This is a genomic window from Caballeronia sordidicola (assembly GCF_002220365.1).
Taxonomy (GTDB): Bacteria; Pseudomonadota; Gammaproteobacteria; order Burkholderiales; family Burkholderiaceae; genus Caballeronia; species Caballeronia sordidicola_C.
This window is the reverse complement of the sequence record NZ_MTHB01000290.1, coordinates 55,791-80,698: the sequence shown is the minus strand read 5'-3', so window position 1 is coordinate 80,698 and position 24,908 is coordinate 55,791. Positions and strand designations below refer to the sequence as shown.

General features: G+C 61.8%; 19 protein-coding genes and 1 pseudogene. 11 read left to right on the top strand and 9 right to left on the bottom strand.

The window, feature by feature from the left end:
- Positions 1-40: 40 nt before the first annotated feature.
- Together hemN and BSU04_RS42735 are read left to right on the top strand one after the other, a co-directional pair.
- Positions 41-1,438 carry an oxygen-independent coproporphyrinogen III oxidase gene (hemN, locus tag BSU04_RS42740; RefSeq protein ID WP_089166211.1) on the top strand — a complete coding sequence of 466 codons (1,398 nt, stop codon included), beginning with the start codon at positions 41-43 and terminating at the stop codon, positions 1,436-1,438.
- 251 nt (positions 1,439-1,689) lie between these two features.
- Positions 1,690-4,235, top strand: a pseudogene (locus BSU04_RS42735) (efflux RND transporter permease subunit); the annotation flags it as partial.
- 90 nt (positions 4,236-4,325) lie between these two features.
- Here the strand turns inward: BSU04_RS42735 and BSU04_RS42730 are convergent.
- Positions 4,326-4,793 carry a DUF2442 domain-containing protein gene (locus BSU04_RS42730; protein ID WP_218827422.1) on the bottom strand — a complete coding sequence of 156 codons (468 nt, stop codon included), beginning with the start codon at positions 4,791-4,793 and terminating at the stop codon, positions 4,326-4,328.
- A complete protein-coding gene (locus BSU04_RS49080; RefSeq protein ID WP_089166210.1) occupies positions 4,777-5,028 on the bottom strand; it encodes a DUF4160 domain-containing protein in 252 nt (83 codons plus the stop codon). The genes BSU04_RS42730 and BSU04_RS49080 overlap by 17 nt, the downstream gene beginning before the upstream one ends.
- Positions 5,029-5,413: 385 nt before the next feature.
- Here BSU04_RS49080 and BSU04_RS42720 point away from each other — a divergent pair, with 385 nt between their 5' ends.
- The 9 genes from BSU04_RS42720 to BSU04_RS42675 all read left to right on the top strand — a co-directional run bounded on the left by BSU04_RS42720 (position 5,414) and on the right by BSU04_RS42675 (position 17,556).
- A complete protein-coding gene (locus tag BSU04_RS42720; RefSeq protein WP_089166243.1) occupies positions 5,414-6,790 on the top strand; it encodes an amidase in 1,377 nt (458 codons plus the stop codon).
- Positions 6,791-6,922: 132 nt separating this feature from the next.
- Positions 6,923-7,435: a disulfide bond formation protein B gene (locus BSU04_RS42715; RefSeq protein ID WP_089166242.1), complete on the top strand. Its 513-nt coding sequence runs from the start codon at positions 6,923-6,925 to the stop codon at positions 7,433-7,435.
- Between the two features lie 461 nt (positions 7,436-7,896).
- Positions 7,897-9,399, top strand: coding sequence for a xanthine dehydrogenase small subunit (gene xdhA / locus BSU04_RS42710; protein ID WP_089166209.1), 1,503 nt, complete (start codon positions 7,897-7,899; stop codon positions 9,397-9,399).
- A 37-nt stretch (positions 9,400-9,436) separates the two neighbouring features.
- The gene (xdhB, locus tag BSU04_RS42705) at positions 9,437-11,869 is read left to right on the top strand and encodes a xanthine dehydrogenase molybdopterin binding subunit (RefSeq protein ID WP_089166208.1); all 2,433 of its coding nucleotides are present in this window, start codon (positions 9,437-9,439) and stop codon (positions 11,867-11,869) included.
- Positions 11,870-11,888: 19 nt separating this feature from the next.
- The gene (gene xdhC, locus BSU04_RS42700) at positions 11,889-12,914 is read left to right on the top strand and encodes a xanthine dehydrogenase accessory protein XdhC (RefSeq protein WP_089166207.1); all 1,026 of its coding nucleotides are present in this window, start codon (positions 11,889-11,891) and stop codon (positions 12,912-12,914) included.
- A 28-nt stretch (positions 12,915-12,942) separates the two neighbouring features.
- Positions 12,943-13,989, top strand: a complete 1,047-nt coding sequence (locus tag BSU04_RS42695; protein WP_089166206.1) for an adenosine deaminase — start codon at positions 12,943-12,945, stop codon at positions 13,987-13,989.
- A gap of 11 nt (positions 13,990-14,000) precedes the next feature.
- Positions 14,001-15,362 carry an NCS2 family permease gene (locus tag BSU04_RS42690; RefSeq protein ID WP_089166205.1) on the top strand — a complete coding sequence of 454 codons (1,362 nt, stop codon included), beginning with the start codon at positions 14,001-14,003 and terminating at the stop codon, positions 15,360-15,362.
- 34 nt (positions 15,363-15,396) lie between these two features.
- Positions 15,397-16,728 (top strand): guanine deaminase, encoded by a 1,332-nt coding sequence (gene guaD, locus BSU04_RS42685; protein WP_089166204.1) that lies wholly within the window; start codon positions 15,397-15,399, stop codon positions 16,726-16,728.
- A 387-nt stretch (positions 16,729-17,115) separates the two neighbouring features.
- Entirely contained in the window at positions 17,116-17,556 is a 441-nt protein-coding gene (locus tag BSU04_RS42675) for a hypothetical protein (RefSeq protein WP_089166202.1), read from the top strand.
- Positions 17,557-17,653: 97 nt separating this feature from the next.
- Here the strand turns inward: BSU04_RS42675 and aepY are convergent, their stop codons facing one another.
- The 7 genes from aepY to BSU04_RS42640 form a co-directional block, all read right to left on the bottom strand.
- Entirely contained in the window at positions 17,654-18,838 is a 1,185-nt protein-coding gene (gene aepY, locus BSU04_RS42670; RefSeq protein WP_089166201.1) for a phosphonopyruvate decarboxylase, read from the bottom strand.
- Positions 18,835-20,544, bottom strand: a complete 1,710-nt coding sequence (gene aepX / locus BSU04_RS42665; protein WP_089166200.1) for a phosphoenolpyruvate mutase — start codon at positions 20,542-20,544, stop codon at positions 18,835-18,837. Before aepX ends, aepY begins: the two co-directional genes overlap by 4 nt.
- A complete protein-coding gene (locus BSU04_RS42660) occupies positions 20,541-21,308 on the bottom strand; it encodes a phosphocholine cytidylyltransferase family protein (protein ID WP_089166199.1) in 768 nt (255 codons plus the stop codon). The genes aepX and BSU04_RS42660 overlap by 4 nt, the downstream gene beginning before the upstream one ends.
- Before the next feature lie 21 nt (positions 21,309-21,329).
- The gene (locus tag BSU04_RS42655) at positions 21,330-22,337 is read right to left on the bottom strand and encodes a flippase-like domain-containing protein (RefSeq protein ID WP_089166198.1); all 1,008 of its coding nucleotides are present in this window, start codon (positions 22,335-22,337) and stop codon (positions 21,330-21,332) included.
- Entirely contained in the window at positions 22,334-23,152 is an 819-nt protein-coding gene (locus BSU04_RS42650; RefSeq protein WP_256983898.1) for a HalD/BesD family halogenase, read from the bottom strand. The genes BSU04_RS42655 and BSU04_RS42650 overlap by 4 nt, the downstream gene beginning before the upstream one ends.
- Positions 23,149-23,853: a CDP-alcohol phosphatidyltransferase family protein gene (locus tag BSU04_RS42645; protein ID WP_089166197.1), complete on the bottom strand. Its 705-nt coding sequence runs from the start codon at positions 23,851-23,853 to the stop codon at positions 23,149-23,151. The genes BSU04_RS42650 and BSU04_RS42645 overlap by 4 nt, the downstream gene beginning before the upstream one ends.
- A gap of 192 nt (positions 23,854-24,045) precedes the next feature.
- Positions 24,046-24,792 carry a DUF4136 domain-containing protein gene (locus BSU04_RS42640; RefSeq protein WP_089166240.1) on the bottom strand — a complete coding sequence of 249 codons (747 nt, stop codon included), beginning with the start codon at positions 24,790-24,792 and terminating at the stop codon, positions 24,046-24,048.
- Positions 24,793-24,908 lie beyond the last annotated feature (116 nt).

The window sequence follows — 24,908 nt, the reverse complement described above, 5'->3', positions numbered from 1 at the left end:
AAGCACCCTCCTCAAGCCTGTCCGACCGAGTCTGTACGCAATGTCCCTCTTCCGCCCCGACCTGCTCACAAAATACGACGCTGCCGGTCCGCGCTACACGTCGTATCCCACCGCCGTTCAATTCACCGACACCTTCGATCCCGCCCATTACCATCGGGCTGCGGCGGACCCGGGAGCGGCATCGGCCGATCTTTCGCTGTACTTCCATATTCCATTCTGCGACACCGTCTGCTTCTATTGCGGCTGCAACAAGATCGCTACAAAAAATCGTGCGCATGCGCGTCCGTATCTTGATCGGCTGAAACGTGAACTGGTGTTGCAAGCGGCATGTTTCGATACCACCCGGCCGGTCTCGCAACTGCATTGGGGCGGTGGCACGCCCACGTTTTTATCCCACGATGAAATGGCCGAATTGATGGCCGCGACCGCTGAGTCGTTTCGCTTGTTGCCCGACGCACAGGCCGAGTATTCGATCGAAGTCGATCCGCGCGAGGCATCGGCGGAAACAATCGGCGTATTACGCGACCTGGGTTTCAACCGGCTGAGCTTCGGCGTGCAGGACTTTGATCTGCGCGTGCAGCAAGCGATCAATCGCGTTCAGCCACTCGAAACCACGCGGACGGTCATGTCGGCGGCACGGGCCGAGGGTTTCAAGTCGGTCAGCGTCGACCTGATCTATGGCTTGCCGCATCAGAACGTAGAGAGCTTCAGCCGTACGCTCGACACGATTATCACGCTCGCTCCCGACCGGCTCTCCGTGTTCGGCTATGCGCATATGCCGGCTGTTTTCAAGATGCAGCGGCAGATGGATGAAGCCGCATTGCCCACGCCGGCCGTGCGTCTGGCGATTCTCGAACGGGTTATCGAGAAACTGACTGAGGCAGGTTACGTGTACATCGGGATGGATCATTTCGCCCTGCCGCACGATGAACTCGCCGTTGCACAGCGAGCGGGTACGCTGCATCGAAATTTTCAGGGTTACAGCACCCGGGCGGATTGTGATTTGATTGGTTTGGGGGTTTCTGCCATTGGCAAGGTCGGCGATGTCTACGCGCAGAACGCCAAGGACATGGCAGGTTACGCCGCTGCGATCGATCGCGGCGAGCTCGCTATTGCGCGAGGCGTGCAGCTAAACACCGATGATCGGCTGCGACGCGACATCATCACCGAAATCATGTGTCAGTCTTCACTGCGTTTTGATGCGTTCGAAGCGGCTTATGGGATCCGGTTTAAAACTGCTTTTGCCAGTGAGCTGGAGCGCTTGAGATCGCTTGAGGCCGATGGGCTCGTCAAGGTGAACCACGACGGGATTGATGTGCTCCCTGCCGGACGACTGCTCGTGCGTAACGTGGCCATGATCTTCGATCGATATCTCGCGGGGAACCTCGCTGGCAATCTCGCCGGAACCGCCAAGCCGCGGTTTTCACAAACAATTTGATCGATATCCGCGGTCAGTTGCCCACGCTACCTTCGGCAACCTTGACGCCCGCCGGCCGTAAATGCGCTATCGTGCGGCGTGCTTCACGCTCCACTGACAAGCAATGCATTCATCGAGAAAACGGAACCTCTTTCTAGCGGCAATCGTCATCATCGTGCTGGCGCTCAGCATCACTCACACGCTCAGAAAACGCGCAAGCGCGAGTGCCCCGGCAACGACACCGTCCTCCGCGGACGAGTCCGTCATCGAATTCACTGGAATCCGACGTCACCCGCAAGATCGAGGAATCCGTCAACACGATCAGCGGCATCGACGAAATTTCATCGCACTCCTACAACGCGTTGTCCGTTGTGATCGTCCAGTTTGATCTCTCGATCAACGTCATGCAGGCCGCGCAGGACGTCCGCGACAAGGTGGCGCTGATCAACGGTAATCGCGCGCTGTTTTATCGGTAGTGAAGGCGCAGGGCGAGAACACGGTCGACGTGGCGCATGGCATCCGTGCCGAAGTGCAAGCGCTGCAAAAAACGCTGCCGCCGGGCGTCAAGCTCGATATCACCGACGACTCGTCGCTCGATATCGAAAACAGCGTGAACGAAGTCAAGGGCACGTTGATCGAGGGCGCGCTGCTGACCATCGCAATCGTGTTCCTGTTCCTCGGCTCGTGGCGCAGCACCGTGATCACCGGGCTCACGCTGCCGATCGCGTTGATCGGCACGTTTGCGTTCATGTTCGCCGCCGGCTTCACGATCAACGTCATCACGCTGATGGCGTTGTCCCTGTGCGTGGGCTTGCTGATCGACGACGCGATCGTGGTACGCGAAAACATCGTCCGGCATGTTCAGCTTGGCGCGGATCACCGCACGGCCGCACTCGACGGCACGAAGGAAATTGCCCTGGCCGTGCTCGCCACAACGTTTTCGATAGTGGCCGTGTTCCTGCCGGTGGGGTTCATGAGCGGCATCATCGGCCGCTTCTTTCACCAGTTCGGCGTGACGGTCGCCGCCGCCGTGCTGATCTCGATGTTCGTCTCGTTCACGCTCGACCCCATGCTCTCGTCGATCTGGCCCGATCCCGCGCTGCATGTTCGCGGCACGCGCCATCTCGCGCGTTTGCTCGCGTTCTTCGAGCGCGGCGTGGAACGGCTCGCGCGGTTCTATCAGCGGCAGCTCGGCTGGTCGCTCAAGCACCGCATCACCACGCTGTCGGTCGCAGCCGCGACCTTTTTCGGCAGCCTGTTCCTCGTGCCGCTGATCGGCACCGAGTTCGTACCGAATGCCGATTTCTCCACTACGCAGATTGGCTTGAACACACCCGTGGGAACGTCGCTGGAAGCGACCGCCGACAAAGTCCGGCAGGTCGAAGCAGCACTCGCGCAATACCCCGAGGTTCGATACAGCTACGCCACGATCAACTCCGGCAACGCGCAGGGCAAGAACAACGCGTTGATCACTGTGCGCCTGAAAGAGCGGCGCGCGCGGACCCGCGGCGTACTGGAATTGAACCAGGTCTTTCGCACGCGCCTGCAGAACATTGCCGGGGTCGTGGTGACCGAGATCGGCATGCCCGACGGCGCCGGCTCCAGCCAGGCCGTGCAGTTCAACCTGCAAGGCGACAACCTGGACGAACTGCGGCGTCTGTCCGCCGAAGCACAACGGCGCTTGCAAAAGATTCCCGGCCTCGTCGACCTGGACGCGAGCCTGAAGGACGACAAACCCATTGTGGCCATCGACGTTCGTCGCGAACTCGCGTCGGACCTGGGCGTGGGCGTAGCCGAAATCGGTCAGGCGCTGCGCCCGCTGCTGTCCGGCGCCGCCATCAGCACATGGCGCGCGCCCGACGATCAGGATTACGACGTGAGCGTGCGTTTGCCCTCGGCGCAACGCCGCAACGTGGATGACCTGTCAAAGCTGATGATTGCCACCAGCCGCACCGACGCCAACGGCGCGCCGGTACTCGTGCCCTTGCGACAGGTCGCCGCGATCACCGAGACGACCGGGCCGGATGTGATCGGCCGGCGGGATTTGTCGCGGGAGGTCGAGATTTCGGCGAACGTCATGGGACGCTCGCCGGGCGAAGTCGCCGCCGATGTGAAGAAGACCCTCGACGAGATGCGCCTTCCCGCAGGCTACCGATACCGTTTCGGCGGCTCAACAAAAAGCATGAACGAGTCGTTCATCTATTCAGTCTAGGCGCTGGCGCTCGCCGTGATCTTCATCTACATGATCCTCGCGTCACAGTTCGGCAGCTTCCTGCAACCGCTCGCGATCATGACGTCCTTACCGTTGACGCTCGTGGGCGTGCTGCTCGCATTGCTGCTGTTCGGCAGCACGCTCAACATGTTCTCGATCATCGGCTTCATCATGCTGATGGGCCTTGTCACGAAGAACGCGATCCTGCTCGTCGACTTCGCGAATCAGGCGCGGCGCGGCACCCTGCTCGACGCGAAGGGCAAAGGCCACCCGATGACCCGCACCGACGCCTTGCTGGAAGCAGCACGCGTCAGGCTGCGTCCAATCCTGATGACCACGCTCGCGATGATCTTCGGCATGCTGCCGCTCGCGCTTGGCTTGGGCGAAGGCGGTGAGCAACGGGGACCGCTCGGCCAGACGGTCATTGGCGGCGTGATCACCTCGTCGTTGTTGACGCTGGTGGTCGTGCCCGTGGCTTATACGGTCCTTGATGATTTCGGTGCATGGGTGACGAGAAAATGGCGGCGTGGCGCAAAGGGAAAGACGCTCATTGCACCTGCCGAACGCTCCCGAGACATTCCCACCGAGGTGGACCGCGTGCCTTGAATGCATCGTGGCGCCGCGTACGTTCGCTTTAGCCTTTACGCACGAGCTTGCATTCGACGTTGCGTTCGTAGTGGGTTAATTAACCCCAGGCTACTTCTTCGCGATCGCGGCCCCACCCTCATGCTCCTCGTTTTCAACCGTGACCTTGCGGGGCCGCCCGCCACGTGCTCCGTTCGCGCGGGCCGCAGCCGCTTTGGATTCGCTGCGGCTGGCCCCTCCCTGCTTGCCCAGTCGCCTGGCCATGAACGATCGCGATCCCAGCACACCGGCAAGTAACGGCGCCACGAGAATGTCAGCGTCGACGGTGGGGAAATACAGACCCGTGCCGGAGGCGGTGATTTCGATCGTTTCCAGGTCGCTGTCCGCAGCGTTCTCCAAACCCTGGATAATCCGCGCGGGAATCGCGAACAACGCGCCATTTGACAGTTCGATCGCCACCCTGCCGTCCGCCGGATTAAACGAGACGGACACGGCAACAGGATGTTCAGCAATGTGCTCGCTCATTCGCTCTTCGGCTTCGCGCATCTGGTGTTCGGTGATATCAACAAAAGCAGTCATGAAGTGTTTTCCATTCAGTGCACAGCGAGCCGACTACGTTATGCATCCGGCGAGCGAAGGTATTTGCATCAACGTGCGAAAAGCCGTGATTCTTTTGCAAGGTCGGCGGTCCAGCCGGACAGTGCAGGTTGAAGATGGCGTGTTGCTTGCCATCAAGGACATGCACGTGAGCGGGTTGATGGTCGTTTAAATAAATCACGACGCGGGCAGCGCCGATGCGGAAAATCGTTGGCATGTAGTCACTTTATCCGTTAGCTGCGCGCAAGTAAACCCAAACGCTTGGGTTTACTTGCGACTGTTGTTTTCCGCCGCGAAAGACCGTCTGCAGGGACAGGCCAAGCTTAGGCAGGAAGCAGTCACGGCGCTATCAGCCGAATGGCCGAGGAGCCCGGTTTATCAAGCGCCACGCGCGCCGCGTCGAGTATTTATTACTGGGCTGGCTTAGAATGACAGCCACTTTTGGGCAAGTTACTTCAGGCGTTTCATTGCGGCCCTCGGCACAGCAATGCGCAATGCCACGGCGCGAACGGATCACTCGCCGCGCGGCATTCGCGCCCTGTGCAACACGTCTGTCCTTGCCCGTTTTGCAGCCCGTCAAGCCACCGGTTTCTCTCGACATCATGCCCATCACTTCACCTCAGTTCGCGCCTCTTGCACAACTTGCCGCCGCGCTTCGTGACGGTAGAACTACCAGCCGCGAGCTGGTGGAGCAGGCACTCGAGCGCATTGCAGACCCTTCGGGGCAGGGAGCGGTTTCCTTCCTCCACGTTGACGCAGAGCGCGCCCGCGCCGCCGCCGACGCCCACGACGCATTGCGCCGTGCGGGCACCGTCCTCTCGCCACTCGCGGGCGTTCCTGTGTCGATCAAGGATCTCTTCGATATCGAAGGCCAGGTGACGCGCGCCGGCTCGCGGGTACTGGCCGACGCGCTGCCAGCCAAGGCCGACGCTATCGCCGTAGCCAGGCTGCGGCGAGCAGGTGGCGTGATCGTCGGGCGCACCAACATGAGCGAATTCGCGTTCTCCGGGCTCGGGCTCAACCCGCACTTCGGAACGCCGCACTCGCCGTATCGAAGCGATGTGGCGGGAGACGAGCGGATTGCCGGGGGTTCGTCATCAGGCGCTGCAGCGTCGGTGGCCGACGGCATGGCGGCCATTGCACTCGGCACCGACACCGGTGGCTCCATTCGCATCCCGGCCGCGCTCTGCGGACTCACCGGCTTCAAGCCGACCGCTGCCCGCGTGCCTACGCAAGGCGGCGTGCCGCTTTCCACCACGCTCGACTCGTTCGGGCCGATCGGGTTGTCGGTGGCGTGCTGCGCGCTTGTAGACCGCATCCTGTCCGGCCGGGACTCCGGCGTGCCAGCGACCCGTCCACTGGACGGCGTGCGTCTTGGCGTGCTGACGAACTACGTCATGGACGGTGTCGACGAAACGGTCGCCAGTGCCTACTCCGCGGCAATCGGGCATCTGTCGGCAGCCGGTGCGCTGGTGGAAGACGTGCGTTTCGCGCCGCTCGAGCGGCTCGCCGAGATCAATCGATTCAGCTTCGCGTCAGTTGAGGCTTACGCATGGCATCGGCCGCTATTGCAGGCACACGCCGATGAATACGATCCGCGCGTCCGCGTGCGGATCCTGAAAGGGCAGCCCGCCAGCGCGGCTGATTACATCGACTTGTTGCAGGCGCGCGCCGCGATGATCGAGCAGGCGCGCGCACTGTGGCAGCGCTTCGACGCCATTGTGTGCCCGAGCGTCCCGGTCGTACCGCCGCGTGTGGCTGACCTCGAACACGACGACGAAGCGTTTGGGCGGACCAACGCGCTGATCCTGCGCAACCCCTCCGTTTTCAATTTCCTCGATAGTTGCGCATTGTCGCTGCCGTGCCATCCGCGGGGCGAGGCGCCGGTCGGCCTCATGCTGGCCGGAGCGCCGTTCGGCGACGATGCGCTGCTCTCCATCGGTCGTGCCGTCGAAGCCGTACTCGAAACCACGCGCTGAGCCGCTCATGCCGCGCCTGAAAGCGCCAGGCGATCACGATCGCGATAGAATTCCGTCGCCGGATGTGCTCTTTCAGGTGTTTTTTTCTCGAACAATTCGGAAAATATGAACAACTCCTTGAATCATTTCACCATGCACCACGACGACCGCGGGATTCGCCGCGAACGACGATTGCTGGTCTTGCTCGCTGTGATCTCTCTGGGGCTCGTTGGCGGAGCGCTCTATCTTCAGTTCGTCAAAGGTGAAGATCCCTGCCCGCTGTGCATCATTCAACGCTACTTTTTCGTGCTGATCGCAGTCTTTGCCTTGCTCGGCGCTTCGTTCCGGGGATGGCGCGGGATCGCATTGCTCGAAACGCTGGTTGCGCTGTCCGCTCTCGGGGGCGTGGTCGCGGCCGGACGGCACGTTTATGTACAGGCGCATCCGGGGTTCAGCTGCGGGTTCGATGCCCTCCAGCCTGTCGTGGATTCTCTTCCGCCCGCGCAGTGGCTACCTCAGGTCTTCAAGGTCGCCGGGCTTTGCGAGACGCCCTATCCGCCCATTTTCGGACTCTCGCTTCCGCAATGGGGTCTTATCGCGTTTGCGGTGATCTTCCTGGCCGTTGCCGGCAGTTTGTGGGGTAAGCGCAGGTTGCGCGCTGGTTGAATGGGGATGGCAGGCGGTTCTGACCTTAGATCTTGGCTGAACCGCTCTCGCGTTCCGCAAAAGCTGGAGCCTCGGTGCGAGGCGAGCCTTCGACTTGCCAAAGAACACCGTTGCCTAGCCACGCTTTCCTGCAGCGCCACCGCGCACGAACGTCCATCGCCGTTGGCCGATCCGGCGGCCTTGGACACCCCCGGCCAGAGCCGTGTCCTCGCGCTCTCGTTGCATCGCAGTCCCTCCGCCTCAATATCCCTGCGCACCGGTTTGCGGCGCTTTCTCCGCCGACCCTCATCCGTCTCTTCGCATAGTCTTGATACGTTCGCCGGAATCTTTTTGAGATATTGCGGTGATATCGTTATCTTTGGATGGCGATCCACGTGCGCGCTTTCGGTCTGGTTTCTTTTGAATCCTGATGCCGATTTTCGCGTAACGCGCGCCCGATCCGCAATGTCCTGGACTTGTTTATGACAACGCAAACCATCCGGTTCTTCCATCGCAACGCGCTGCGCGAAGTGCACGACGTATCGGCCTCCCGTACGGTGCTCCAGCATTTGCGCGAGCACGACCAATGCACCGGTACCAAAGAGGGATGCGCGGAAGGCGATTGCGGTGCCTGCACGGTGGTGATCGGCGAACTCGATGCACAAGGCCAGCCCGTCCTCAAGGCCGTCAACGCCTGCATCCAGTTCATGCCTACGCTTGATGGCCGGGCGCTCTTTACTGTGGAAGACCTGCGCGCCAAGGACGGCACGCTGCATCCGGTCCAGCAAGCCATGGTCGATTGCCACGGCTCCCAATGCGGCTTCTGCACGCCCGGGTTCGTGATGTCGATGTGGGCCCTTTATCAGAATCAGCCGGCCGACGCCGGCCTGCCCACCCGTGACGAAATCAACGCCGCCCTCTCTGGCAATCTCTGCCGCTGCACGGGCTATCGTCCGATCGTGGATGCGTCGCAGAAAATGTTCGAGTACCCTCGCGCGCCGCTTGATCGCGACACGCTCAAACGCCAGCTCGAAACCATTCAGCGCAAGGAAACCCTTGAATACTCAGGGCCCGACGCGCGCGGCGCTGCATTCGGTCACCCAACGTTCTTCGCGCCCGTCTCGCTCACCGAATTCGCCCGCTTGCGCGCCGACCATCCGGACGCGCGCATCCTGGCCGGCAGCACCGACGTGGGCCTGTGGGTCACCAAGCAGTTCCGCAATCTCGGGGACGTCCTGTATATCGGCAATGTGAACGAACTCAAGTCGATCACCCGCGACGGGCAATGGCTGAGCATAGGAGCTGCCGCCTCACTGGAAGAGTCATACGGTGCGCTCTCGGCCGTTTATCCGGAACTGGCGGAACTGTGGACGCGCTTTGCATCTCGGCCTATCCGGAACGCCGGCACGCTCGGCGGTAACGTAGCGAACGGTTCACCCATCGGCGATTCCATGCCGGCACTGATTGCCCTCAATGCGCAAATCGTGCTGCAAAAAGCCGCCAAGGTCCGCACGATGCCGCTCGAGGCCTTCTATCTCGGCTATCAAAAATCCGCGTTGGAAACTGGCGAATTCGTCGCGGGGGTTCGCGTGCCGTTGCCATCGGCGAAACTGCGCTTCCGGACTTACAAGATATCCAAGCGCTACGACCAGGACATCTCGGCGGTGTGCGCCGCGTTCGCCGTGACACTCGACGGCACCCGCGTGAGCGCCGCGCGTTTCGCGTTTGGCGGCATGGCTGCCACGCCCAAACGGGCATCGAATGCGGAAGCCGTACTGGTGAACGAGGAGTGGAACGAAGCCAACGTGCAAGCCGCCATGCGCGCGCTGGACGTTGACTTCCAGCCACTCACCGACATGCGTGCGTCGAGCGCATACCGCAGCAAGGTGGCGCGCAACGTGCTGTGGCGTTTCTTCCTCGAGACTCGTGAGGATTCGCCGCTCGCACTGCGCGACGTCAACGCGTTCGCGTTCGACTTGCCATGAACGGCATAACGCCACACCAAGCTCCAAGGACCACGCGATGAACAAGCGTACCGATCCACACCACATCGACCATGCCGCCGCAGACGCACTCGCGCTGCACGGCGGCGAGAAAACGCCGGAGCGCGCCACGATCGGCGTCGGCTTGCCGCACGAATCGGCGAGTCTGCATGTGAGCGGCGAAGCGACTTACGTTGATGACATCGGCGAACTGCGTGGCACGCTGCACGCGGCGCTCGGTCTGTCGCGGCATGCGCATGCGCGCATCGTCTCGATCAATCTCGACCTGGTTTTGGCCGCGCCTGGCGTGATCGCCGTGTTCACCGCCGACGACATCCCCGGTGAGAACAATTGCGGCCCCGTTCTCCATGACGACCCGATTCTCGCGAAAGATGAAGTGCTGTATCTGGGACAACCGGTGTTCGTGGTCATCGCGCAAACGCACGATCTCGCGCTCCGTGCGGCGGCGCTGGCCAAAAGCGAAGAAGTGATCCGGTACGAACCGCGCGAAGCCATCCTGACGCCGCGCGAAGCCCGCGCGAGACAGCAGTTCGTACTGCCGCCGCTGCATCTGAAACGCGGCGATCCGGACGGGAAAATCGCCGCGGCGGCGCATAGGCTGCAAGGTGAATTCGAGGTTGGCGGACAGGAACAGTTCTATCTCGAAGGGCAGATTGCGTATGCCATTCCGAGGGAACTGGATGGCTTGCTCGTCTACAGTTCCACGCAGCATCCAAGTGAAATGCAGCATCTGGTCGCGCATATGCTCGATTGGCCAACGCATAACGTGATCTGCGAATGCCGCCGGATGGGCGGCGGGTTCGGCGGCAAGGAATCGCAGTCGGGCGTTTTCGCATGCATCGCGTCGCTGGCTGCGCACCTGCTGCATCGGCCGGTGAAATTGCGCGCGGATCGTGACGACGACTTCATGATCACCGGCAAACGCCACGACGCCATCTACACCTACGAAGCCGGTTTCGATGACGACGGCCGCTTGCAAGGCGCGCGTGTGGAAATCGCGTTGCGCGCGGGTTATTCGGCGGATTTGTCGGGTGCGGTGGCCACACGCGCCGTCTGTCACTTCGACAACGCGTATTACCTGCAGGACGTCGATATCACCGCGCTCTGCTGCCGCACCAACACGCAGTCGAACACGGCGTTTCGCGGCTTCGGCGGTCCGCAAGGCGCGCTGGTGATGGAAGTGATGATGGACGAAATCGCGCACCGGCTGAAGCGCGATCCCGTCGATATCCGTCGCGTCAATTACTACGGCATCACCGAGCGCAACGTGACGCCCTACGGCCAGACCGTGGAAGACAACATCATCGTGCCGCTGACCGACGAGCTGGTGGCGTCGAGTGCATATGTGCAGCGGCGCAACGCAATTGCCGCGTTCAATGCAACGAGTCCCGTGCTCAAACGGGGCATCGCGTTCACGCCGGTCAAGTTCGGCATTTCGTTCAACGTGCCATTCCTGAACCAGGCGGGCGCGCTCGTGCATGTCTACAAAGACGGCTCCGCGCTCGTGAATCATGGCGGCACCGAGATGGGCCAGGGCCTGAACACCAAGGTCGCGCAGGTCGTGGCGAATGCGCTGGGTGTGGCGTTGTCGCGCGTGCGCGTGACCGCTACCGACACCTCGAAGATCGCGAATACTTCCGCCACCGCCGCGTCCACCGGCAGCGACTTGAACGGCAAGGCGGCCGAAGCCGCCGCGCTTACCATTCGAGGACGCCTTGCAGAACTTGCCGCGAAGCAGCTCGGCGGACGCGCGGAAGACGTGCGTTTTCACGATGGCGTGGTCGAGTCGAACGGCGGCCAGATGCCTTTTGATCAACTGGTCGGGGCAGCCTATCTCTCGCGCGTGCAGTTGTGGTCGGATGGTTTTTACGCCACCCCCAAGGTCAACTGGGATTCGAAAACGCTGACCGGCCAGCCCTTCTACTACTTCGCGTATGGCGCGGCGATCTCGGAAGTGGTCGTGGACACGCTCACCGGCGAATGGCGCCTGTTGCGCGCGGACATCCTCCACGACGCGGGACAGTCGATCAATCCAGCGCTCGACATCGGCCAGGTGGAAGGCGGTTTTGTCCAGGGCATGGGCTGGCTCACGACGGAAGAACTCTGGTGGAATCGTGACGGCCGCCTGATGACGCATGCGCCGTCCACCTACAAGATTCCATCTGTGAGCGACATCCCGGCCGAAATGAACGTCGCGCTCTACGATAACCAGAACGTCGAGCCGACCGTGTTCCGGTCGAAAGCCGTGGGCGAACCGCCGTTGCTGCTCGGTTTCTCGGTGTTGCTTGCAATCCGCGCAGCGGTGGCGTCGGTCGCGCCCAATTCAACCGACGCGCCCGTACTGCGCGCCCCGGCCACGCCCGAATCGATCCTGAATGCCCTGGACGCACAGGCATTGAAAACGCTCGCCGCGACGACTCCGGACGTCGCCCAGCCCGCGCAGGTCAACTAACCAACCCGGAACCTACTCGATGCAAGCCTGGCTACACGATCTGCAACACCTGCTCGCACACGGCGACGCCGTCGTGCTGGTGACGGTCGCGCGCGTGGAAGGCTCGGCGCCGCGCGAACCGGGCACGAAGATGATCGTCACACGCGACGATGCACGCCACACGATCGGCGGCGGCCATCTGGAATGGAAGGCGATTGAAACCGCGCGGCAAGTGCTGAAAGATGGCGCGCGCAGTCCGCATATGCGGCGGCTCGAGCGCTTCGCACTGGGCCCAAGCCTCGGTCAATGCTGCGGCGGCGCGGTCGTGCTGGCGTTCGAGCGGCTCGACATAGGCGATCTCGGCTGGGTCACGTCGTTGAACAAACGCATGGCGCAGGGGCAATCCACCGTGCGCAGCGTCGGCTTCGGCCCGATTCCGGACGGCGTGATGATCTCCGATCCAGAACCGGGAGTAGCCGGCCCCGATTGCCTGCTCTGGGACGGCGCGGGTTTCGACGACAGCGGCGCATTGCTGACCGAAACCATCGCGCTACGCGAGTTTCCAGTCGTGCTGTTCGGTGCCGGCCACGTGGGCGCGGCGCTGGTCAGGGTGCTCGCGAATCTGCCGTGCCGCGTGGTGTGGGTCGACGAGCGCGATGAAACCTTCCCGCCCATGGACCGGCTGCCCCCAAACGTCACGATGGACGCCAGCGGGACCCCGGACGCCGCCGTGGACGAAGCGCCGGCCAATAGTTACTTTTTGGTGATGACGCACAACCACGCGCTCGATCTCGCGCTCGCCGAGCGCATTCTCCGGCGCGGCGATTTCGCCTACTTCGGCATGATCGGCTCGCATACGAAGAAGGTGCAGTTCGAACGCCGGTTGGCGTCGCGGGGCATAGATCCTGTACGGATCGGGCGCATGACGTGCCCCATCGGCGTACCCGGCATTGACGATAAAGCGCCGGAAATGATTGCAGTTTCGGTGGCAGCTCAGTTGCTGCAGAGGGTCGAGGAACGCGCCGCGCACAGCTACAATTCCGCGCAGCATCCGCAAACCGCGTGATCCAGACCCTTTAAAGCACAAAACAAGCATGAATCCCACTCTCGCTGACAAGATCGCCCGCGCGCCCAAGGCCGAACTCCACATTCACATTGAAGGTTCGCTCGAACCCGAGCTGATCTTCGAACTCGCGAAACGCAACGGCGTGACGCTCGCGTACGACTCCATCGACGCATTGCGCGCGGCCTACGCGTTCACCGACCTGCAATCGTTTCTCGACATCTACTACGCGGGCGCGAGCGTGCTGCTGCACGAGCGCGATTTCCACGACATGACCTTGGCGTATGTCGAACGTGCCCTCGCCGATCATGTCACGCACACCGAAATTTTCTTCGATCCGCAGACCCACACCGAACGCGGCGTATCCATCGCAACGGCGGTCGCGGGTATTGAAAGCGCGCTGGCTGAAGGTGAGCGGCGCGGTTTGACGAGCAAGCTGATCCTGTGTTTCCTGCGCCATTTGCCGGAAGAAGATGCGCTGAAGACCTTCGACGAAGCGTTGCCCTTGTTCGATCATTACAAACATCGGCTAATTGGCGTCGGGCTGGATTCGTCGGAGCGCGGCCATCCGCCTTCGAAGTTCGAACGCGTGTTCGCGAAGGCGCGTGAAAAGGGGTTGAAGCTCGTGGCGCACGCTGGCGAGGAAGGACCTCCGGCCTACGTTTTCGAAGCGCTCGATCTGTTGAAAGTGGACCGCGTGGATCATGGCGTGCGCAGCATGGAAGATCCGGCGCTGGTCGCCCGTCTCGCCGATTCCCGTATTGCACTGACCGTCTGCCCGCTGTCGAACCTGAAGCTGCGCGTGTTCGACGACATGGCGAAACACACGCTCAAGGCGCTGCTGGATCAGGGCGTGGCCGTGATGATCAACTCCGACGACCCCGCCTATTTCGGCGGCTACGTGAACGCCAACTACTTCGCGATTCTTGATGCATTGAAACTCAATGACGCCGAGTGTTACACGCTGCTGAAGAACAGCCTGGAAGCATCGTTCGTGACGGACGCCGAACGCCTCGCGATGGTAGCCAAACTCGATGCCTATTGGCACGGCGGGCACAACGGGCACGGGGCGGCTTGAGCGAGAACGTCATGGCTACGATTACCAACGACACAACTACGCTCGAGCGTTTCTTCGGCATTCGAGCGGCGGGATCGCGCACGAGGACCGAGATTGTTGCGGGCATCACGACCTTCCTCACGGCGATGTACATCATCGTCGTCAATCCGGGGATCCTGTCGCAGGCCGGTGTCCCCTTCCCTGCCGCGCTGACGGCGACTGTCATTGTCAGTTTCCTCGGCAGTTGCGCGATGGGCCTCTACGCGCGCAACCCGGTGCTCGTCGCGCCCGGCATGGGCATGAACGCGCTGTTCGCGTTCGTGATGGTTCACAGCGGCAAGATGTCGTGGCAGACCGCGCTCGGCTGCGTGTTCTGGGCCGGCGTGATCTTCGCGGTGCTCGCCGCGTTCAACGCGCGCAAGCTGGTTGTCGATGCTATTCCGGCAAACCTGCGTCACGCAGTGTCCTGTGGCATCGGACTGTTTATCAGCCTGATCGGATTGGTCAACGCGAAATTCGTTATCAGCGATCCGGTGACGATCGTGCATTCGGCATCGCTGAATCCGGTGGTGATCACGTTCCTGATCGGCCTCGCCGTGACCACCATCTTGGTTGCACGAAAGATAACCGGCGCGTTGATGATCGGCATCATTTTCACGACCGTGATTGCGATTCCCATCGGCCGCTTCTGGGGCGACGGCACCGCTTACTGGCCCGCAGCCATTGCCACGAAAACGTTGGTGAACTGGAACGGTTTGTTCTCCGCACCGGACTTCTCGGCGGTAGGCCAACTGGACTTGCTCGGCTCGCTGAAGGTGATCTACTGGCCGTTTATATTCGTGATGCTGTTCACGTCTTTCTTCGACGCGCTGTCCACGTTCATGGCGATCTCGGAAGCCGGCAAGCTCTACGATAAAGACGGCAACCCGCGCAACATCCGTCAGTCGATGATGGTCGATTCATTCGCCGCCCTGGTCTCCGCGCCGCTTGGCACGAGCCCGGCGAACGCGTACATAGAATCGGCGGCGGGGATTTCTGCGGGCGGCCGCACGGGACTTGTCGCGGTCGTGGCCGGCTTGTGTTTCCTGCCCTTCCTGTTCCTCTCGCCGCTGCTCTCGCTGGTGCCCGCCATTGCAACCGCGCCCGCGCTGGTGCTCGTCGGCGTGTTCATGATGGAATCGATCACGAAGATTGAATGGAGCCGTTTCGACGAAGCCATTCCCGCCTTCCTTGCAATGATCCTCATCCCGCTGACATATTCGATCACCGATGGCATCGCTTACGGGTTCCTCGCGTTTGTCGTGATCAAGTCGTTCACCGGCCGCAGAAATGAAATCAAGCCGGCGATGTGGATTGTCGCCGCGCTGTCGTTGCTGTTATTGACACAGCTATAAGGGCGTTGACCCGCTTTACTGGAGACGTTTCACCATGACTCAGACCGCTTACCGCGCGCAGCTACTCACTTTCCGCGACGACCCCGCTTTTTCCGATGACAACGCCGTGCATGAAACCGACGGCCTGTTGCTGGTGGAAGATGGCCGCGTGGTGGCGGCGGGCGCGTATTCGGCGTTGCGCGACGCTATCGCGCCCGATGCAGTTGTGAAAGACCTGCGGGACAAATTGATCGTGCCGGGTTTCATCGACTCGCACATTCACTATCCGCAGACCGACATGATCGCCTCGCCTGCGCCGGGTCTGTTGCCATGGTTGAACACGTACACGTTTCCGACCGAACGCAAGTTCGAAGACCCGGCGTACGCGCGCGAGACGGCGGCGTTTTTCATCGATGAACTGCTGGCTTGCGGCACAACGACGGCGCTTGTGTACTGCACGGTCCACAAGCAATCCGCCGACGCGTTCTTTAGCGAAAGCGAGTCGCGCAATCTGCGCATGATCGCGGGCAAGGTGCTGATGGATCGCAATTGTCCAGAATATCTGCGTGACACGGCGCAATCGGGCTATGACGACAGCGCCGAGCTGATCGCGCGTTGGCATGGTCGCGGCCGGCAGGAATACGCGCTGACGCCACGTTTTGCGCCCACCTCGACGGAGGCGCAACTCGAAGCCTGTGCGGTGCTCGCGCGCAAGCACCAGGACGTGTACATCCAGAGCCACGTCGCAGAAAACACCGACGAGATCAAGTGGGTCGAAAGCCTGTTCCCGGGGCATCGGAGCTATCTGGATATCTACGATCACTATGACTTGCTGCGTCAGCGTGCGGTCTACGGCCATTGCATCTATCTCGACGATACCGACCGCCAGCGCATGGCCGAAACCGGCGCGGTGGCGTCTCATTGCCCGACGTCGAACCTGTTCCTCGGCAGCGGTTTGTTCGATATGGAAAAGGCCGGGGCCGCGAAGATGCCGGTGGCGCTCGCCACCGACGTAGGCGGCGGCACGACGTTTTCGATGCTGCAAACCATGGGCGAAGCGCACAAGATCGCGCGCCTGACGGGCCATCACCTGACGGCCGCGCGCATGTTCTGGCTCGCGACCACGGGCGCGGCTCAAGTGCTCGACATGGCGGACCGCGTCGGGACGCTTGCGCCCGGCAGCGAGGCGGATTTCGTCGTGCTGGATCCCGCCGGTACGCCCCTGCTCGCGCGCCGGACGACGCGGGCGGAATCGCTGGAAGAACTGCTGTTCGCGTTTGCTATGCTCGGCGACGACCGCGCCGTGTTCGAGACGTATGCGGCGGGGAAATGCGTGCATCGGAGAGAGACGCGGCGCGCGGTGGTGCCTGAGTTGGCAGCGGCTTGAGGGGTTGCGGTTCGCTGTCCGGGTTCGTCGGCGACACGTGAGCCTGAGTGCGCGGTCGTGCCGCTCGTGCGCCTAACGCCGCCTTGATAATTTCAACGCGTCGAGCAAATCCAGCGTGCTCGCCGCCTTCGTCACTGACGCCGGCTTGCACGCCTTGATTTCGCTTAATTATCCTTATCGACGGAGCGGTTCAACCACTCCTCAAACCCGTTCGCACAGCTCACCGTAATTCCGCTGAGGATTACCGGCCAGAATTTCAGTGCGAACCGGTTGGGATCCTCCCCGCAGAGCCCCGCCAGACGGGCTCCAAGCACTTGCTTAAGCACACTTTCCGGCTTCCGGCTAAAGTCTAGGCTTTCGCAGCGCCCGAGCGCGTACTCACCGTTCATGAAGCCATTCGTTCAAGCCGTCCGCATCGGCTTATCCATCCTCATTGCGGCAGCGTCCATGCAGGCTTCAGCGTATGCGCTCGACGCCCAGCTCGACTGCAAATCGACCGCGCACGCGTTCATCGCGCCACTTCAGGAAAACCACACGATAGAAACCACGCCGATGCGCGTGGAATCCAATTCGATCAACGCGTTTAAGCCCACGCACGGCAGCCACCTCACGGCGTTCGATTTCGGCGTATTCGCGGTAGTTGGGTATCAGAAGAATGACGCGATTTTCAAGCAGGGCAGCGGTAACCCGATCGCCGACTCGGCGTATGGCGCCGTCGTGATCGGCGAGGAAGGCTCCGTCAAGGAAAAGGTCCGCGCGGCCGGCAGCGATGCTGTTATTCATCACGTCGCGCCTTTTATCACCGCGATCTTCTGCAACCGCGATTAACCACGCCCAGCCACGCCCACCACGCCCAGCCACGCTTAACGCGCGGCCTTTGGCTGAACCACCGCTACGGGACCCGGGTGGGGCAACGGTGGCCCTTCTAGCGTCCGATATGGGTTTGCAACCGGCGACGCACATCTTCCGGCGTGATCGACGGGCGCGGCAGGTCGCTCGGCGTGCCGGTGTTGATCGACAGCCGCGCAAAACGCACGCCATCGACTTCCTTCGCGTCGAACAGCCGGTCGATGATCGAGAGCTCACCGCCGTCCAGCGCCAGTGCGTACCCGCACGCTGAAGCGATCCGCGCGAACTCTACGCCTTGGGACACCGTCGCCTGACCGCCGGTCGACTCATGCGCACCGTTGTCCAGCAGCAGGTGCGTGAGGTTGGCCGGCCCATAAGCGCCGAGGGTCGCGAACACGCCCATGCGCATCAGCGCGGCGCCGTCGCCGTCGAGCGCCACCACGTTCAGGTCAGGCCGCGACAACGCCAGGCCGAGCGCCATAGGTGTCACGCATCCCATTGATCCAACCAGGTACACCTGGTTCTCGCGGTCATCGATAGCGTAGAGCTCCCGACCGCAAAATCCTGTAGATGCCAAGACGACCGTCGACTCTTTCGGCGTGTGCGCGATCACTCGCTGCAACGCGTCGTGACGTGACACACCTGACACGCGTTCGCCCGTGTCTTCGAACGACTCAACCTTCGCGCGCTCGTTCAACGCGCGCTGACGTACACCGCTCAAGCCTTTCTTGTTCAACTTGTACGGCGCGACACTTCCCTTCTGCATCACCAGCGCATACGGGCGACCCGTGCTGTCCATATGAGCGGTCGCGCGATCGAGCGCGGGTCCGATCGCATCGGCTTCCGTGGGGAACACCTCCCACGGGATCTCCATAGTGTCGAGCATGGCCGGCGTGACGGGTCCCATCAGCGCGTGCTGCGGTTCATCGGCGACACCCGGTTGACCGCGCCACGTGACGATCAACAATTGCGGCAGCCTGAACGTCCACGTGAGCGAAGTCAGCGGGCTCACCGCGTTGCCGAGCCCGGAGTTCTGCATCATCGAAATGCCACGGCGCGCCTTGTGCACGCCCGACGCGCCAAGCGCCACGCCCGCGATCAACGCAACGGCGTCGCCCTCATTGGCCGCCGACACGTAATTCAGCGACTCATCCTGCAGCACGTAATTGATAAACGGCGTCAGATACGAGCACGGAACGCCCGCGTACCAGTCGAAACCCCGCTCGCGCGCGGCTTCGACGAATTGTGCAGCTTCGATCACGCGCCGGCCTCCGAGGAGCCCGAGCCGTTCGATCCGTACGGTGCTTGTCCGTGGGCGAAATCGCCGGCCTGACGCAACTCGTCCAGGTCGTTCACGCCGCGCCAGTGACCGTGCACATACTGCACTTCGATCTTTTCGTCCGCAGCCACCAGCGCGTTGAGCAGCGCGGCCATGTCGAGCTTGTCGAAGTCATCGCGTTGCTGCAGCTTTTCGAGCATGGCGACCAGGCGTTCCCGGCCTGCGCCGCGCACGTTGAGCAGACCCATCCAGCGGCCTTGCGGCGTCTTCGCAATTGCAGAACCCGCCGGACCTGCCGAGCTCGTCACGCTTTCGAGCCAGACCTTTTGCCCGAACAACGCGCGGTCGTCCGCGGTGGAGCAATACGCAAAATCCGTCGATGACACCCCGGTCGCCGGCGTCTGCGACGAATCCACGACCACGCAGAAGTCGCTGTCCGACTCCACCAGATCGCGAAGAATGTAGCTGCGGAACAAGAGATCGCCGTAGGAGATCACGGTGTCCGCGGTGAACGATTTCGCGGCGCATGCCAGCGACGCCAGTTCGCCCGTCTGCTCATGTTTCTCGTTCACGACCAGCCGGATCCCCGATGTATCGATGGCATCAGCGCGATAACCGCCGACCACCGTAATGTCGTTGATGCCTTCCTTCTTGAACGCTTCAACCAGACGGCGCAGCAGCGGCTTGCCCGCGATCGGCAGCATGACCTTGGGTTTATCGGCGGTAACGGCTTCCAGCCCCGCGCCCCGGCTTGCCGCCAGCACGACGGCATTGCGCGAAGCACTTGCCGACGACAGATACACGCTTTCAGCGGTTGAATATTCCTCGGCGTCCTGGAGACGGAAGATTTCGTTCACCGTCGCCACTCGGTCTTCCACGTTCACGAGCGTCTCGCTGCTGTGGATTTCCTTCGCGATCGCCTGCATGGTCGACGCGGCGCCGCGCAGCAAATGGTTCGCCCAGATCACCGTGCTGATGCCGGCTTGACGGAACACATCGGTCGGCGTGCTGTAGTACTTGGTCGGCACGATCACGAGCGGACCGCGGCCGGCCCATTCGCGTGCGAACGTGAGGATTTCGTCGGGCTTGGACAGCTTGCTGTGAATCAGGATGGCGTCCGCGCCGGCCTGGCGGTAAGCCTCCGCACGCTTCAACGCCTCTTCCATGCCCCAGCCCGCGATCAACGCTTCCACGCGCGCAACGATGGAGAAATTTGGATCGCTTTGCGAGTCCTTGCCAGCCTTGATCTTGCCGCAGAATTCGTCCATCTCGGCGAGCGGCTGACGCTCGCCGTTAAGGAAACTATTGGTCTTCGGAAACTGCTTGTCTTCGATACACACGCCGGCAATGCCGCGCTGCTCCAGCTTCTTCACCAGCCGGCGGACGTTGTTGAAGTTGCCGTAGCCGGTGTCGCCGTCCAGCAGGATAGGCAGGTCGCTCGCGTCCGCCATGAACTCGAGCGTGTCGACCACCTGGGTCCAGCTCGCTTCGTTGTTATCACGCACGCCGAACTGCGCGGAGATCGTAAGTCCCGATCCCCAGATCGCCTTGAAACCGGCTTCCTTCACAATGCGCGCGGACAGGCCGTTATGCGCTTCCATCAGGAATTCGAGCTGATTGCTCTGCAGCATCTCGCGCAGGCGAAGGCTGCGGGCATAGGCAGCGGGTAGTTGATACGGTGCGTTCATCGTAGGGCTCCTGCAAGCTGACGCAGTTGCGGCATGACTTCGTCGGCCGCGCGTTTAACGTCGTTCTGAAAATCGATTTCTATCCAAGGCGCGCCGGTTACATCGGCCACGTCGAATACCTGGCTACGTTCCAGCAGCAGATCGCGTACGGCTTCCTCGTGCGGCAAGTTGGCACGGCCCGTCGCGACATACCCCGCGACGAGTTCGGCCAGACGCCGCGCCGCCGTTTCGTCGAAGCGGAAAAATCCCACCGACTCGCCGATCACGTCGAACTGCAGGTCCGCCAACACTTGCTTGCGCAATTCCACCGGCACGCCATTCGCAACGCACAGTTTCACGGGTTCATCGCCGGCTTCGAAATCACGGTCGATCAACAAGCGATTCACCGGTCCCGCACCCGCCACCAGCGGCTCGAGAATGCGTTCGTCGTAGAGCACGTCGGCGTCCATCAGCAGCACGTCACCGCCACGGGTCAGCGCTTCGGCCGCCGTGTGCACGGACAGCACGCTGCCGAGCGAAAACTCGCGGTTCACGACCACTTCCGTATGCGGTTTCCAGTCGATCGCGGCGAGTTCCGCTTCCACTTGTTCATGCTTGAAGCCGAGCACAAAGACGATTTCGTCAACGCCCACTGTCTTCAGCAGTTGCAGATGGCGCTCGAGCAGCGACGACTCGCCGAAACGCAGCAGGCACTTCGGCTTTTGCTGCCCTTCCGGCTGAACCAGGCGCAAACCCATCCCGGCGGCAAGAATAATTGCGCGCATGTTGATCCTATCGGTGATGCTTTATTCGATTTCCGGCACGCGCGCGAGACGACGGCGCTGCCAGCCCTTTTCAGCGAAATGCAGATAAACGATACCCGGCAGGCCGAGCAGTAATTCCCGCGCACGCTTCGCTAACGATAGCGCGAGCGCGGCCTCCGGCGGCAAGCCGATAAGACGCGCGAGCAGCAAGTAGCCGCCCTCCTGCACGCCTAGCGAACCGGGAATGAAGAACGCCGCGCCCCGAATGGCCTGGCCGAGACTTTCCAGCATGAGCGCTTCAGCCCAGCCGACCGGCGAGCCCAGCAAATGCAACGCAAGCCACACTTCGCCAGTACCCACGAACCAGCCTAGCAAACTCAACGCAAAACTCGCCGCCACCGGGCCAGGCTTTTTGTAGAGTTCGAGCACGGCGGTGTCCACCGCTTCCGCGCGCGACACCAGCGACGACCAGTCGCGTTTCTTCGAAAAACGCGCTGCAAATTGCGAAGCAAACCGCGTCGCGCGGGCGAACAAACCCTTGCGCTGTGCGAAGAAAAACCCAATGACCATCAGCGAGCACACCACGATCACGACCAGCACCGGCAGGAGCATGCCCACGCCCGACGCGTAGCTACTCAGCAGCGCGAGACCGATCATTGCGAAGATCATTTGTCCGACGGATTGCATGGTCGTGCTGACGGTGATGACTGCCGCGGCGTCGCGCGCCCGCATGCCGCGCTGCGAGAGATAACGCACCATCAACATCGGACCGCCGATCTGTCCGGCCGGCATCAGGCTATTCACCGACTCACCGGTCCAGCGCGCGAACAGCGCGTCGCGCAAGCTCACATCGCGTTCATTGCGGGGAAAGAGCGTTTCGATAGCCAGCGCGTCGATCACGACAGGCAGCAGATGGAACGCCGCCACCGCGAGCAGGCCCCAGCCTGCAGCCGCGAGCGCGGCCGCGACGGAACCGAAGCCCTGCCAGCCAAGCAGCGCGATGAACAACACCACGCCGAGCGACAGGAGGACCGTTCCGGCGCGGCTCATGCTTCGCCGTTCTTCCCGCCTTTGCGGCGGAAAACCTGCCCGAAGCCGAAGTACGCGATCGAGTCCTTCATGTTCGAGATAAAGCGCTGCCACGGCCGCATGTTCGGATTCGTGACGTACTCGAATGTCAGCGACACGCGGAATTCGTTCGCGCGAGCCGGCGTGATGCGATGACGCAGCTTGTCGCCATCGAAGAAAACCAGGCCGCCCGGCGGAATCTGCACCGAACCCGGTTGGTCGGGAATCTCCGGCGTGCGAGTGTGCAGCTCGTAGTCGAGACGGCACGACGAATCGTCCATCACGCCGAGCAGAAGCGTATAACGGCGGCCTTCGTAGTAAGAGGTGTCGTAGTGCCAGCCGATATGGTCACCCGCCTTCGTATAGAAATACAGCGCGTACGCGTGCGGATCGTCGGCGGGCGATTCCTGCAGCGTGTCGCCGCTGATTTTCTCCAGCCAGCCAATCAGCGCTGGCGACCGGTACAACTCGGCGATGAACGGCGCGAGTTCGTCGATCGCGTGACGGCTGACGCTGCCGCCCTGCTTGTGTCCCGGCAAATAGTTGCGGTTGATCGCGGGCGTGACGGCATGGACAGCAGCGACCAGCTTCTCGGTGAACTCGCGCGGCAGAAAGCCATCCAGATAGAGGAACGCGCCCTGACTATCGAACGTTTCGTGCAAATTCGCGGTCTGGTGCTCGGGAGACAGGCGCTGAAGATGCGCGGCCAGGGTTTCGTCGAGAGCATGAAGGTTCTTGCGCTCAGCGGACTGGCCGCCAAACGCACGCGTGGAGAGGGAATCGACAGATGAATTCATTGAACAGCCTGCAAATCTTGATCTTGACCATCAGTATCTTTGTTGCCCGCCGTGGCCCGGGCAAAACGCCGCACTGCGCGCTTGTAATCCACGACCACCCAGACGGCAAACAACGGCGCGCCAATAGAAGCCGCCACCAGGAACGGCGTCATGCCGTTGAGCAGCGTCACCACCGGCAGCAAATACAAGACGTCTTCGGTCTCGAAACCCGCCATGGAGGCCTGCTTCGTGCCGCTCTTGCCAGCCATCGATTCGATCCGCATGCGCAGGAAGAAGATCAGCGCGACGGCGACGCCCGCAATCCCGCCAAGCCATTCAGCCGGCACAATCATGGCCGGATGATGCACGCTCACATAAAACCCGAGGCCCACGAACAGCAGCACGGTCACCACCGAATCGCACGCAAGATCGTAAAGATGACCGATCTTGCTCGATTGCCCGCTAATCCGCGCAAGCTCTCCGTCTGTATGGTCGACGAAATTAGAGAGCGCGACCAGCAAGGCGCCGAGACTGCATGACCAGAAACTGCCGACCGACAGGTAATAGGCGCCGGCAATGCCAATCAGCAAGCGCAGAGTGGTCAGGTGATTCGGAGTAATCGGGGTGCCGATGAGCGGTGTAACGAGGCGCCGAGCGAGCCGCGCATCCCAGGTTGCGGGCTCAGGAAGCGCATGGTGTTTAGCGTTGCGGGGTTTGTTCATCCTCGAAATATATCTCGTTTCGAATTTAATTGCATACAAGGTCACTCCGCCATATGCCTGTAGGAAAGCGGGTTTTTAACCGGAATTTGAGTGTTTCGTGGGATGCAACGAAGGCCGCGATTGAATCATTCGGTCAGCCTCCGTAGCGGTAAATTTTTCTCAAACCGGACCTAAACTGCGCCGGCTTGACGGCTACTGAACGGGCACCGGTCCTGGAACGGGCGCTGGGGCGGTCGCCTTCTCGGCCGCCCCTACCGCAACCGGCGCGTCATTGCTGACACCGCCCGTCTTATCGAGCGGGATTTTCACCGTGCGCACGGTGCCGTTGCCCAGCGGAAAATCCGCAAGCGCGCTGCGGATCAGATAAGGCATCGCCCGGACAAGCGACGACTCGCCGCCTGAATTGCTCGCCGTCACTTTGTACACTTCGCGTCCGCTTTCACGCTCGGTCATGCGGATCTGTAGCGAGTGGACGAAGATCGGGTAGCTTTGGTCGACATAACCCGCCGGTCCCATATCCCAACCTCCCCACCCACCGTATCCACCGTATCCGCCCCATCCGTACGGCCGGCCGTACCAGCCGCCGTACATGGGCCATGGATCGTAATAGACAGGCTGGCGCACAGTGACCATGTCGCCACGAATGGAGTACGACAATTCCACGAGATACCGTGCGCTGGCGTCGGGAACCCGCTTGAACGAATGGGTCGCAAGCTCGTTCGCCGCGAGCACTTCGTACGTTTTCTGCTCAATGCTGTTTTGCTGCGACGCCGAGCGCGCGAACGCATAGGTTCGCGTGGCGTCAGTCCCGGACCAGTCGGAGAACGCCGCCACCTGCGTCTGAACGTAGGTCGTACACCCTCCGAGCAACGTGAAACCCGCAATGAGCAACACACGCGCCGCACCCTTCCATTGCCCGTACAACCGTCCCAACGTCATGGCCGACCTCATTGTCTTGTTGATTTTTGCTGCGATGTCATGTGTAAGACAGCAATCGTGAAGTGTCGCACGCACCGCACGAAAACCGCCTGATTCCATCTGTTCAAAGACCGTTG